We start from the raw sequence: 12,842 nt of genomic DNA on the forward strand, positions 1-12,842 counted from the left end.
CGCAGAGGCGTTTTTGGCATCGGTCGAATCGCGCATTGCCTTGGATGGCAAAACCTCCAATAGTGGAAACGGTGTGGCTGGATCGTTCCCTGGAAGCAACTCTTCAGCTGTCATCAACACCACAGAAGGATGGGCTGGCGACCATGGGCGCTGGCAAAGCAGCAACTTTGATTGACTGATGGCGGCATTTGCGCAAGAGATTGAGGCGGGTGATGGCTATTCATCCAGGCGGACCAAGGAGATCTTCAATCAGAATTTCAAGGACGCTACCCCTGAGGAGATTGAGGCGTCCCGCAAGTGGTTCGACCACGACAGATGGACTGAAGAGAACCAGGACCACAAGATCTGGAAGCCAGATCTGTTGGCCCCAGTGCCGGAGGGTCAACAAGGCCACGGTGTGTTCGTGGTTAAGCATCCACACAGCATCACCTTCATGTGTGGGCTTTGGGCGGTCGTGCTTGCGCTCAGCGACGAAGCAGGCAAGAGGCACAAGTATCCGGCCTGGACACTGGGAGTGAAGACCGGCAAACGGTTCCGATGTTCACCCTCAGCCATTCGCACACTGATCCTCGGCCAGTTTGATCAGGACACCTATGACGCCTGGAAACAGCTTGTGATGAACAACCAGCAAGGCGCGTATGAAGCTCTTGCCTCTGCATGCGACTGGCTCGGACACAAGAAAAAAGTGGGCTTGAGCTACCTCAGTGGTCGATCGTCGATGCAGCTTTTAACGGACATGGGGATTCGATGTGAGAGAGATCATGCCTTCCTTTATCCCCATTACAAAAAGATGTTTGAGGAGAGGCTGTTGAACGAAACCAGGTCGGAATATGAAGAGTGGTTCAAACATGCTTCAAGCGACCATCGAGAGATGTTTAAGCAGATGGTCTTGAACACCAAAAGAGAGAACCCAAGGCTCACCGAAGCGGCTGCACGACAACAGGTCATGACCACCCTTCATGAAATGGGCGTGATGTCATAAAACCTTGCCGCCCACCTGTCGTTATGGATGGTTCATCAATGCCTTCAGCATCAAGTGATTCCAGCTTTCTCAGTGATGATCAGGACTTGATTGCACAGAACCTTAATCAGATCATTCATTCGGACACCTACAAGCTGGCTCACCATGACCTTGACCTGTTGAATCGTTCGTCGATGCGCGGGGTCAGGATGCTTTTAGAGATTAGTAAGCCAGATCTAAGGCTTGAGGAGGCTGGAATCACCTCGACCATCATCGTCTTCGGAGGTGCTCGCGTTCAAGAACGCTCAGCTGCAGAGGCGTGTCTGGCGCAATCAGTTGATGCACTGAATGCTGACCCAAGCTCCCCCTTGTTAGAACGCAAAGTGGATCAAGCCCGAAGACTTGTAGAGCTTTCAGATTTCTACGATTCAGCACGAGAATTTGCTTTTTTGGCTTCCAGATATGGCCAACAAGGTGATGGCTCCGCTTCTTGTTGCTCGACCCATGTGATCGTGACTGGTGGCGGTCCTGGGATTATGGAAGCTGCTAACCGTGGTGCTTTTGACGCTGGCTGCCGTTCGGTCGGTTTCAATATTGATCTTCCCAATGAGCAATATCCAAATCCTTACATCACTCCAGACTTGTGTTTTAAATTTAACTATTTTTCGCTGCGTAAATTCCATTTTGTGATGCGCTCCGTTGGTGCAGTGCTATTTCCAGGCGGTTTTGGTACGTTGGATGAACTTTTCGAAGTGCTGACATTGCGGCAGGTTGGAGCCAAAGGAACCATGCCAATCATTCTTTTTGGTAGTGATTACTGGTCGCGTCTGATCGACTTCGACTTCATGGCTGACTCAGGACTGATTGATGATAAGGATCAGCAATTATTCCAGTTTGCTGATACTGCTGATCAGGCTTGGAGAATTATTCGTGATCAAGCTCAAGTGCCTTCCTGAATGATTGAACCTAAATCGAGGTATGGCCTCTGCTGAATCAACAGCTCTGTTTGACCCACGACTTTGGCTTGATTGGACGTCTTTTGCGTCATTCGGGGTAATTTCAGTTGTAGAGGCTGATTTGATATGAAGCGTTTTCTCGCCACGGTGATTGGCTTATGTGCTTCGGCGGCCCCGGCCTTTTGCGCTGAACAAATCAGCTTTCAGCTTGGTGAATTCGAGCGATCCATCCCGATCGACGAACTCGCCGACTACGCAGCTGGCAAGTCTCCTGGCACTGCGCTCGCCGATATTCTTCGTCTGTTTAAACCTTCAGAACAACAGGCACTCCGTAAGGCTCTCAATCAGTCGGCGCCGGTGAATGCCGTGATGGCATCGAACTATCTATCTACGCCTTTGGGTCGTCTAACGATTCAACAGCTGGTGAAGCTGATAAATCAGCCCACAGACGTTGCAGCTGATGCCCTGGCTTCAGCATTGATCGAGGGAGCTGCCAGCGACAACAGCATGGGCATGATCGATGTGCTTCAGGCCTATCCATTGCCCACGATTCCTATTGATGTGAGGGCTGTCGCTTCGCTGCTGCGTTCCCTTAATCAGGAGTTCAATCTTCAGAACAAGTTGTATTCGCGTCTGGCTGAGCTGGAAGGTACTCCTGAGACGGGTCCAGATCTTCTGGCAGCCGCGAAGCCAGGCAGCATCCGCTTTCAGCAGTTTCACTTCAGCTTTCAAGGTCGTGTTGTCGACAGCATCAAAGCCGGCGCCTATCTGCCTGACTCGTCGACGGCTCAGAGCAAGGCTCCTCTGGTGGTGCTCTCGCCCGGCCTGAACACCGACATGAATGCCCTTTTGTATGTGGCGCAGACCCTGGCCAGTCATGGATATGCGGTCGCTTCTCTCGATTTCCCCTTCACCAGCGCCGACACCATGACGGCAGTCATCAAGGGCACAGGAGCCATTCCTCCTGCGAACGCCTGGTATCGCCAGCCGATCACAGTCAGCGAATTGATCGATCAGGTGGAGAAGCGCTGGGGGAATCGTGTCGACACACAACGGGTTGGCGTACTCGGTCAGTCCCTTGGCGGTTATACGGTCACGGCGCTTGCTGGCGCCAAGCTGGACTGGCCCCATCTGGTTCGTGGTTGTGAACAGCTGAATGATCCCCGCACAGTGGTTCTCAATCCGGCGATCGTCTGGCAGTGCAAAGCACCCGGTCGTGTGGTGAAACAGACAAGCTTTCGCGATCCCCGCGTGAAGGTTGCTGTGGCGGTGAACCCGGTGACCAATCCGATTTTCAGCAGTCGATCAATCTCCCATGTGGAGGTGCCGATGCTTGTGATCGCTGGCATGAATGACGTCTTTGCTCCGCCTGTCTCCCAGCAGCTCTCACTGTTTACGAGCCTCCGCCAGCCAGGCTCGGTTCTGGCAGTTCAGGAGAAGGGCACCCATCTTTCTTTCTTGGATGCCACCTCAAACCTTCCACCAGTGATCACCGGCCCGGATCAGTCACTCGCCAGACAGGAGCTTCGGGGGATGGCCAAACTGTTCTTCGACAGGAATCTGCTTGGTGATTCAGAGACTGTGCCGCTCGCGCCTACGGGTGATGGAGCATTCCAATCTGGTGGAGCACCTCTTCCTTTGCTGTTGCGATCCTCGTTGACCATGCAGCAACTGCAGCAGGTGGAGCCAGGTCTGAAGGAGGTTCCCTGATTGCACGACTGCTCAGAACCTTTTGCATGGAATTCATGCGGCCTCGCTAGCGCCCTTGAGCCTTGTCTGGATCTTGATGAAGCATCGATCAATCAAGACAGCAAATTGTCTTTTCACTGTGATCTGGCAATGAGTGTCTCAAGTCAGCCTTGAAGGTCTTGAATCACTTCCGGCTGCAACCGGTAGTTGACTCAGCGCCCACTCTGCCGATGACTCAGCAGCAGCCAGGTCGAGAGGGGAGAAGTGAACGTTGCGCTTGTGCATCACTTCCATATCGAGGCCGGCACAGTTGAGGATGTCAGCTCAGGCGAAGCAACATCCGCGCTGTATCTCTGCAGATCATGGTTTTCGAGAGTGGATCGATCGTTGCCTGCTCAATCCATCGGCCTGCGAGTTCGATGTCTTCGTAGGGGTAATCCGTGGAGAACATGATGCGTTCCGGGCCGAGAGTCGCGAGCGAACACTGCAGTGCCGCATCATCACAGACGCCTGAGGTAGTGATGAAGAAATTTCGTCGGAAGACGGCGCTGGGTGTGGTGGCGATGTCATTGCGATAGCGAGTCGAGGCATAACGACTGTCCAGTCGCCAGAGATAAAAGGGCAGGTTCTCCCCCATATGTCCGAGGATCACGTTGGCGTTGGGATGTTTTTCGAAGACGCCTTTCACAATCAGACGCAGCGCATGGGTAGCGGTGTCAAATGACCAGCCCCAAGTGGCACCATCGAGTTCCTTCACCATCGAAGCGGGTTGGTTGGTAGGAAGTCCGGGATGGAGATAAAGGGGCACATCAAGCTGCTCGAGTGTCGACCACAGCGGATCGACTCTGGGATTGTCGAGGTATTCACCTTGTGTGCTGCCATTGACCAGAGCTCCAACGAAACCCAGCTCACTCACGCATCGCTTCAGCTCCGCACAAGCGGCATCGATATCCTGCAGATTCAGCGCCGCAAAGCCTCTGAAGCGCCGAGGTTGCTGCTCGATTGCTGAGTACAGAGCATCGTTCGCACATCTGGCCATGGCCGATGCTTCGCTCGACTCGGCGATCGCTTGAATTCCCGGTGCAGTCTGCGACAGCACGGCGATTTCAATTCCGGCCTTGTCCATATGGGCCAGTCGCTGTTCAGCCAGTTCAGGCAGCAACGGTTCGATCTCGCCCAGCACCTGTGGGTCGAAAAACTCCAACTCCTCTGAGGTTGGGAGAAGTTCTCTGATGGAGAAGTGTTCTTCGAGAGCTATCTTGTTGATAGTTGGCTCGTTCTCTAGTTCGGCCTGTGATGCTGGGGTGCGGTTCTGGTTCACCATCGGACTTTTTAAGCGCAGTGGTTTAGTGGAGTGGTCCCTGAGTTGTCTCTGGTTTGTTGTGCCACTGGGGAGGTTTATGGGCAACTGCTCGACTCCTCAATAGGTATGACCGGGCTGGGTCCTTTGAATCGGAGGGGCTGAGTCTTGGTTCAGGCTTTAGAGGTCTGTTCGATGCCACTGGCTGCCGGGTAGTTTCAAACCGACCACTGCACGGTTCGCATCTAGGCAGAATCGTGGGTGCAGAACCTGAATTGCGTGGCTGCGAGCAGCATCCAATCTGAGGACCAAAGCTGGCCCTGGTGGCCGCTGCTGCCAATCTGGAGCCCCTGATTGCAATGGTTCTAAGTAGCTGATCCCTCAGTTTTTTGTGCAACTGGTCGTGATTGTGGGCTAGTGCTTGACCCTCTGACTGTTTTTATCAAGAGCTTTTCAAATGGCCTGCCAATCTGTTGATGAGGATGATGGGTTCCTTTGGTGACTGCTGATCTGCTGCAGCTGACAAATGCTGTCGGTCAATTGCTTCTCGGCAAGGAGAAGCAGGTGCGGCTCGCTTTGAGTTGCCTGCTGGCAGGAGGGCATCTCCTGATTGAAGACCGCCCAGGGATGGGCAAGTCGACCCTTGCTGAATCTCTTGCAACCGTGTTCTCGTTGGCGTTCAAGCGAGTGAGTTTCACCAGTGACCTGCTTCCCGCGGATCTCACTGGGATCAACGTCTTCAATCAGGTCGATTCAAGCTTTCACTTCCAACAGGGTCCGCTCTTCAGCCAGATGTTGTTGGCGGATGAGATCAACCGTGCCAGCCCTCGCACACAGAGCGCACTGTTGGAGGCGATGGCAGCAGGTCGCGTGAGTATCGATGGCACCAGCCATGCGCTGCCTCGGCCTTTTTTTGTGATCGCCACACAGAACAGTCTGGATCAAGTGGGGACAAGCCCTCTCCCTGAAGCGCAGCTGGATCGTTTCCTGATGCGCGTGACTCTTGGTTTCCCCGATCGTGATGCGGAGCGTCAGCTACTTCGCGGTGATTGGTCTCCGGCTGAGAGCCTGCAGGGGGTGGATGATCAAACACTGCTTCAACTCCAGCAGCGATCTTCTAGTCAGTACTGCTCTGAGGGGGTCCTTGATTATGTGCTCGACATTGTTGAGGCGAGTCGACGAGGGCAGGAGGGACTCTCTCCAAGAGCAAGCCAAGGAGTTGTTGCTGCTGCACGCGCATGGGCACTGATCGCTGGCAGAGATCACTTGTTGATCGAGGATGTTCAGGCCGTGTTGCCGTCCGTGGTCGAGCATCGACTTGATGCTGGTTGTCCATCGAATGCAGGAACTCCTCTGAGCAACGATCTCCTGGAGCGGGTCAATGCGTTGCGATGAGGTCAGGCTTGGATTGAGGTCCCTTTATATCGTTCCCAGTCGGTTCGGCCTCCTTTGGCTTTCAGCATCAGCTGTGCTGTTGCTGGTGGCGATCCAGACCTCCAGCAATAACACCTTTCTCCTCGCCTTCCTGATGCTTGGCATCATGTTGCTGGCGATGTTTCTCACTCACGACACGCTCGATGGGGTGACTCTGCGCTGTGGTCAGCCAGTGCCGGCTTTCGCTGCTGAAACCAGCAGTTATCCGCTGATTCTTGAAACCCGTTCGCCTCGTCCTCCGATGCGTCTCCGCTTCCGTGATGGTTCTCGGGCTGTATCCCTCCAGTTGTCGAGTGGAATCTCCACAATTGCTCTGCCATGGACCCCGCCATGCCGGGGTTGGCAGCGACCACCACAGTTGCAGGTTGAGACCATCGCTCCTCTGGGGTTGTTCATCTGCTGGACGCGATGGATGCCTGCACAGCCCCAACTGATCTGGCCTCGTTGTCGATCAGGCCCGGTCAGAGAGATGCAATCCTCACGTTCAAGGCATGGTCTTGAAGAATGGCACGATTTGCGAGACGTACGCGATCAAGAGAGTCCGGCTGTTGTTGATTGGACGGGTGCAGCCAAGGGGCGACCACTACAGGCAAAGGTTTTTACCGATCCCACCAATCAGGAAAAGATGCTGGAGCCAGCGTCTGGGATTCCTTTGGAGCAGGCGCTGGAACACCTGGCGAAGCGGGTTATCCAGCTGCATCAGCAGGGTGTTCGTTATGGCCTGCGCCTGCGAGGCAAAAGCTTGGCACCTGGCATGGGCCTACGGCATCGCAATGCCTGTCTTGAGGCATTGGCGACGGCATGATCCGGACGTTGCGATCAGGAGTGCTGGCTTGGTGTGCATTCCCGCCGCTGTTGCTTCAGTGCTTTGCGCTGAATACCACGGCAGCCCTGACCTGGCCGACCTGGGCTTTAGTGATCAGTGCCATGTTCAAGTTGAGGGAGTGCCGCAGGCCTTTTGATCGCAGACTTGTGGCGCTTCTGCAGTTGTTCTCAGCTGGGTTGCTGGCGGCGCAATTGCAAAGCCTTATGGCCACAGGATTGCAGCTGGTCGTGGCGTCCACAGCACTTGCCGGTCTGCTCAGTCATGAGCTGCAGGGCATGTTGTCATTCAGAGGGTTAATGCAGCGCAGCCTTCAGCTGCTTGTAGCAGCTCTGCCACTGGCCCTGGTGCTGTTCCTGTTTGTTCCACGTATTCCTCCGTTGTGGACAACGCAACTTGGGCCTTCACGCGGTGCGGTCACCGGGCTCTCCCCTGATCTCGACCCGCTCAGCATCGCGACATTGGCATCGGTGGATGCTTCCGCTGCGCGCATGATGGTACCTCAGGGTGCCGTTATGCCGGTTGATGCCTACTGGCGTGTGCTGGTGCACGAGACGTTTGATGGCCGTCGATGGCAGCACCGAGATTCCCCCGCGCCGTCAAAGTTTCTCAGAGAGGTTCGCAACACTGCTGCTATCAGCCAGTGGTGGATTGTTGAACCCTCTGCCACCCGTGCGCTCCCCTGGGATGGGATCTCAGGTCCAGTGGTTGCCGATCAGTGGATTGCCCCGGAAGGAGAGCTATTCATGGACACTGCTTCACGACAGCGCCGTGCTTTTCGGTTGATGGCCAGCGTTGATGCGCAGCAATGGCAATTCCGATCGCCGCTTAAGACTGAGTCGCAGCTCCCGCCTGATGGCTTGCTACGGCTGAGAAGGCTGGGAGCAGGATTCCGCAATTTGCCAACTGATCGCGAGCGCCTGGCGGCTGTGGAGCAATGGTTTCGGAGCCAGCCATTCCGTTACAGCCTTCAACCAGGGACAGTTTCGGATCTCGATGTCTTTCTGTTTGATCGTCAGGTGGGCTTCTGTGGTCATTACGCCAGTGCATTAGCGGCCTTATTGCGCTCTGCGGATGTGCCCGCCCGAGTCGTCAGTGGTTATCGAGGCGGCCAACTCGTGCAGCCGCTCGGCGGTGCGGATTACCTCGAACTCAGGCAAAGCGATGCTCACGCTTGGGTCGAAGTGTGGCTTGATGGCAGCGGCTGGCAACGTGTCGATCCCACGCTTTGGATTGCTCCAACTGCTGAAGTTCCCCTTTCTCCGCAAGCGCAAGCAGGTGTGATTTCAGTGCGAGAGCCTTCCTGGTGGCACTGGATCCAGCGGCAGTGGTGGGGTCTGGATCTGCTTTGGACTAGGTGGTGGTTGGGTTTTGATCAGTCCAGTCAGCAGATCTGGTTACAGAAGCTGTTTGGGGATCAACAGCAATGGCTCGTACTGTCGGTGCTGTTGGCCTCCACGGCCGCTTTGGGGCTGGGTTGGGTGATGATGCGCCACACGTCAGCGGCGCATCATCCGCTTGATCAGTCGCTTCGTTTGCTCGCTCGGTTCGGTGTGTTGCCTTTACCAGGCGAAAGTTTCGGCCAGCTCTGCCAGCGTGCGGCGAATCATCACCCTGATCAAGCTGATCTATTGGCAGCTATGGCTGACAGGCAGCAGATGATTGCCCACGCCAAGCTCAGTGATTCCTCACGTCGAGATCTTTTGCGCCAATGGCGAAGCATTCGTCAGCGTCTTCGCTCATGCCTCTGAGGATCCAGTCGTCTCTTTCATGGATCGAGTGGAGAATGTTTTCATCGACAATGCAACTGCTCAGGCCCCCTTGCTGGGCAGAATCGTGGGTACGGCACCTGAACTGAGTGGCTGCAAGCAGCATCCAATCTGAGGAACAGAGCTGGCCCTGGTGGCCGCTGCTGCCACTAAGGAGCAAATGCTTGCAATGTTTTTAAGGGGGTAATCTCTCGGTTGTCCCCAGTTTTTTGTGCAACTGGGCGTGATTGTGGGCTAGTGCTGGATTCAGCAACTGCATCCAGTTTTCGAATGGCGTGATTGTGCTGATCAATCAGTCTTTACTGAAGAAGCAGGTATCCCAACATCGTTTCCCCCTACTGCCGCTCGACCTTCACTGTCATGATTGCACCGGGTGCTGGCACGTACGCACGAAGGACTCCATAAAAGTCTTTGCCAGTGGGGATTCCGTTTTTTCCACTTCCATCCGGACTGAGTGTGATGGTTGTTGTTCCGTCTTGGTTCGGCTCTGAGGAAAAAGTGGTCCGGTCGTAGATCTTCAGATCGTTCGGGATCAGCAGCTTGTTATCGGTTCCGTAGAGGGTCACTGAAAAGTAGCCGCCAGGGTTGTAGAGCCCTGAAGGCACAGTCACGACATACGTCGCATCACCGCGCAAAGGCGCACCGCTGTCGTCGACCAAGATGGTGCCGTAACGGACCGTGTCGGAAGGAGTTCCTAACTGGCCCAACTTCACTCCGGCTGCGAGGTCGAGGAAGCTGACGTCTCCGCTGACCCGACCAAAGGCGTCATCGGGATTGATATAGGTGATCACCGTGTCGATCACGGCCTGGGCGTTCTTTTCCGTCTCTGGGCTGAATTGCTGGACCTCACGCTGCATGTCTCCCTTGCCGCCCTGCATCTGGAATTGGCTACGGGAGGCGACGACTGCGTCCAGGTTTTCGACGACGACCATCCTGGTCAGCACAAGACCTTGATCCGTTTCAAGCTCAACCACCTCAAAGTCGCCCTCGGGCATCGCTTGGCTGGGTCGTTTGAGCAGGATCGGTTTTGTTGGGTTGGTGATGACAGCCGGCACATTGTGCTTCATATCGAAGACCGATACCGACAGGAATTTGTCATAAGTCGGCGTCGTCAGGATCGCCGGGCCGTCTGAGATCGAAAACCAGTTGTATCCGTAGTCGACAGTGGCTTGTGGTGTGACCACGGTGGTGTCGCTGGGATCCACCAAACCGGTGAACTTGAAGGTGCCCTTCTCGTTCTTCTCAAGCCAGGTGTTCATCATCTTGACCTGTTCCTGATTCGGAAACTCCCTCAGGTAGGACTCGACAGTTTCCTGTGCTGCTGCCATTGGGCTTAAGGTCAGCAGAGGCAGGAGGCAGAGGAAACGACGAAGGCGGTGAGACATCTCAGAAATTCTGAAAGGCGAACGTGGTCTTGATCCCTATAAGGGAGATTTCTGCAGCAATCCGACTAATGCAGGCTTGCTCAACACATTTACTGGTTTTTAGCAGCAGATTGCATTTCGGGAACTTTCCAACTTCCATTAAAATAAGGCTTTTGCGGAGAGTAGATGCGCAGCGTTGCATTGGAGCCTGGGTAAATTTCTAAGAAATTTTCTTTGGCTGAATTCTTTCCAAAATTAAGCACATAGTTGCCATCTTTATCCTGCTTCGCAAAGGAGCTATTTACATTGTAATTCTCTCCTTGGGCGAATCCATCTTTGTCGTAGACAGTTACCGACCAAAAAGCATTGCTTGCCATAGGGACATCCTTCAGTAAGAGTGTGAATTCTTCATCAGATCCAGGAATGCTAATGGAGGGATAGACAGCTCCTTCTTTTGTTAGAGCACCCCACCCGAAGGCAACCCCAATATTTCTCATCTCCGAACTGATTTCACCCTTGTCACCAAATATTTCTTCACTGCTAATGCCTTTTGTATCCTTTTCTTCTTGATAGTCAGATCGCATTGAAAGCATTTGGCTCCTGTCCCAATCTTTTGTTTGCACGAATTTGCCGCGATTCTTTTGGCGAATTGTTATTTCATCTTGAATGTCGCCAACCCGCTCAATATCGGCAGGATCCTGCATATTTACTTGGGTGCGAATGATGATAAATGCGAAGCGACTACCCACCATTTCTTCTGTTATCTCGTAGACGCCGGGCTTGCTAGTCACCAATGGAATCCAGTGATAAGCGCTAACCACTTCCAGGATTTGCAACCGATCGGAGGCTGGCAAGGTGATTGTTGCTGGACTTTTCAAGTCAACAACAGCTGCTGAGTACAACGTATCGAAGTTTGGCCTCAATATAGTTCTATCTTTGGGATCCATTGCCTTCCGGAAATGCATGAATACACCCATCCCGTCTGAACAGGTTGCCTTTGCAATTTTTTGAACATAATCACCGAGAATTATTTCAGTCTCGGCAAACGCGTAGTTGTCTGCATTGACGATGGCTTTCGTCGTTGAACTTTCTTTTTTAAGAGCAGGCTTGATGTCGTCGCACTCCGACGGCCTGCTGCTAGCAAAACCAGAAGTATTGGCACTCATCGCCAAGGTTGCTGTGATGACAGCCGCAAGACAAAAAGCAGGCTTGATCCGATTCACTATTTAAGCTTCAAAAGATGTTGTAAGTTTAGCCAATATTTCGGGCTAAGCATTAATCTTAGAGAAATCAGAGCGCTCCCAACACCAGCTAGAGCAGTCATGAAGGGCGATCTGAGTGCAACTGAGGGCATCTCGGCGAAGGACCAAAGCTGGCCTTGGTGGCCGCTGCTGCCGTTGTATCCGTATGGCCGCCGTGCCACTCACTTTGAAGAGTTGATTCCCGGACAGATCTGGAGCCTCGAGCAGCTTCAGGGTGTGTATTACGTGGCGGTGCCGATCCGTCTCACGGTTGTGAAGGTTCCCGGCGGTCTGATGCTGGTGAATCCGCTGCCGCCCACCGGCGAGCTACGTGCGCTGATTCGCACCCTTGAAGCTGAGCATGGACCGGTGCGCAGCATTGTGTTGCCCACGGCCTCTGGCCTGGAGCACAAGCTGCCGTTGGCTCCGATGGCCAGAGCATTTCCTGAGGCTGATCTCTGGGTCTGCCCAGGTCAGTGGAGTTTTCCGATCAATTTGCCGCTGTCTTGGCTGGGTGTGCCCTCCAAAAGAACCAGGGTGTTGCTCGACGATGGCGTGCCCCATCCCGAAGTCTGTGAGTGGATTTCGCTTGGGCCCCTGGATCTCGGCGTTGGTCGTTTTCAGGAAGTGAGCTGTCTGCACCGCCCCTCAGGCGCACTGCTGGTGACGGATGCCCTGGTTGGGATTTCTTCTGAACCACCGGAGGTGTTTGAGCACGATCCTGCACCGCTGCTGTTTCATGCCCGTGATCGCGGCGATCAACCCTTCGACGACACCCCAGACAATCGCCGCCGCGGCTGGGCGAGGCTTGTGCTGTTTGCCTCCTATCTGCGGCCTGAACCGCTTGATGTGCCTGGTTTGCTGCAGGTGATCCGGAAAGCCTTTCGGCCCGGTCTGCGCAGTGCGCGAACCCATTTTGGCCTTTATCCCTTCGCCTGGAAGACGGGGTGGCTGGATTCGGCAAGAGCGTTGATGGGAGACGATCAACCACGACTGCAGGTGGCTCCGGTGCTGGAGCGCCTGGTGCTGCCGAGGCAACGACAGGCGTTGATCGCCTGGTTGGCGGCTCTCGAACAGCAGCGCGATCTGCACTGGTTGGTGCCCGCTCACTATTCAGCGCCGCTGGCCTTCTCAACCCTGCAGGTTGTTCAGCTGCGCGAGCATCTCATGATGCGCGAATGGGCCCCCAGTGAAGGCAACTGGGAGTTCCTGGGCAGCATTGATCAAACCCTGCTCGACCTTGGCGTTGTTCCCGACTCGCAGAATTCATCGCAGTGAACAAACGCTGTAATCGCTAATCACTGC

Annotated in this window: 10 protein-coding genes; 7 read left to right on the forward strand and 3 right to left on the reverse strand. The window is 54.4% G+C overall.

The window, feature by feature from the left end:
- Positions 1 to 178 precede the first annotated feature (178 nt).
- From DXY37_RS07100 to DXY37_RS07110, 3 genes are all read left to right on the forward strand, one after another.
- Positions 179 to 982, forward strand: a complete 804-nt coding sequence (locus tag DXY37_RS07100; protein ID WP_115126038.1) for a hypothetical protein — start codon at positions 179 to 181, stop codon at positions 980 to 982.
- 38 nt (positions 983 to 1,020) lie between these two features.
- The gene (locus tag DXY37_RS07105) at positions 1,021 to 1,917 is read left to right on the forward strand and encodes an LOG family protein (protein WP_115126443.1); all 897 of its coding nucleotides are present in this window, start codon (positions 1,021 to 1,023) and stop codon (positions 1,915 to 1,917) included.
- A gap of 126 nt (positions 1,918 to 2,043) precedes the next feature.
- Entirely contained in the window at positions 2,044 to 3,627 is a 1,584-nt protein-coding gene (locus tag DXY37_RS07110) for an alpha/beta hydrolase (RefSeq protein ID WP_115126039.1), read from the forward strand.
- 298 nt (positions 3,628 to 3,925) lie between these two features.
- Here the strand turns inward: DXY37_RS07110 and DXY37_RS07115 are convergent, their stop codons facing one another.
- Positions 3,926 to 4,930, reverse strand: coding sequence for an amidohydrolase family protein (locus tag DXY37_RS07115; protein WP_198410368.1), 1,005 nt, complete (start codon positions 4,928 to 4,930; stop codon positions 3,926 to 3,928).
- A 474-nt stretch (positions 4,931 to 5,404) separates the two neighbouring features.
- On the opposite strand from DXY37_RS07115, the gene DXY37_RS07120 reads away from it, so the two are divergent.
- The 3 genes from DXY37_RS07120 to DXY37_RS07130 all read left to right on the forward strand — a co-directional run bounded on the left by DXY37_RS07120 (position 5,405) and on the right by DXY37_RS07130 (position 8,914).
- On the forward strand, positions 5,405 to 6,301 hold the full coding sequence (locus DXY37_RS07120) for a MoxR family ATPase (RefSeq protein WP_170951812.1): 897 nt from the start codon (positions 5,405 to 5,407) through the stop codon (positions 6,299 to 6,301).
- 85 nt (positions 6,302 to 6,386) lie between these two features.
- Entirely contained in the window at positions 6,387 to 7,145 is a 759-nt protein-coding gene (locus DXY37_RS07125; RefSeq protein WP_244276947.1) for a hypothetical protein, read from the forward strand.
- Positions 7,142 to 8,914, forward strand: a complete 1,773-nt coding sequence (locus tag DXY37_RS07130) for a transglutaminaseTgpA domain-containing protein (protein WP_115126042.1) — start codon at positions 7,142 to 7,144, stop codon at positions 8,912 to 8,914. The genes DXY37_RS07125 and DXY37_RS07130 overlap by 4 nt, the downstream gene beginning before the upstream one ends.
- Before the next feature lie 353 nt (positions 8,915 to 9,267).
- On the opposite strand, the gene DXY37_RS07135 is transcribed toward DXY37_RS07130, so the two are convergent.
- Together DXY37_RS07135 and DXY37_RS07140 are read right to left on the reverse strand one after the other, a co-directional pair.
- Positions 9,268 to 10,317: a DUF1214 domain-containing protein gene (locus DXY37_RS07135; RefSeq protein ID WP_244276949.1), complete on the reverse strand. Its 1,050-nt coding sequence runs from the start codon at positions 10,315 to 10,317 to the stop codon at positions 9,268 to 9,270.
- A gap of 89 nt (positions 10,318 to 10,406) precedes the next feature.
- Positions 10,407 to 11,519, reverse strand: a complete 1,113-nt coding sequence (locus DXY37_RS07140; protein ID WP_115126043.1) for a DUF1254 domain-containing protein — start codon at positions 11,517 to 11,519, stop codon at positions 10,407 to 10,409.
- 99 nt (positions 11,520 to 11,618) lie between these two features.
- Here DXY37_RS07140 and DXY37_RS07145 point away from each other — a divergent pair, with 99 nt between their 5' ends.
- Entirely contained in the window at positions 11,619 to 12,815 is a 1,197-nt protein-coding gene (locus DXY37_RS07145; protein WP_115126044.1) for a DUF4336 domain-containing protein, read from the forward strand.
- Positions 12,816 to 12,842: the final 27 nt, after the last annotated feature.

The sequence above is a fragment of the Synechococcus sp. GEYO genome, assembly GCF_900473955.1.
In the GTDB taxonomy this organism is placed as follows: domain Bacteria; phylum Cyanobacteriota; class Cyanobacteriia; order PCC-6307; family Cyanobiaceae; genus Synechococcus_C.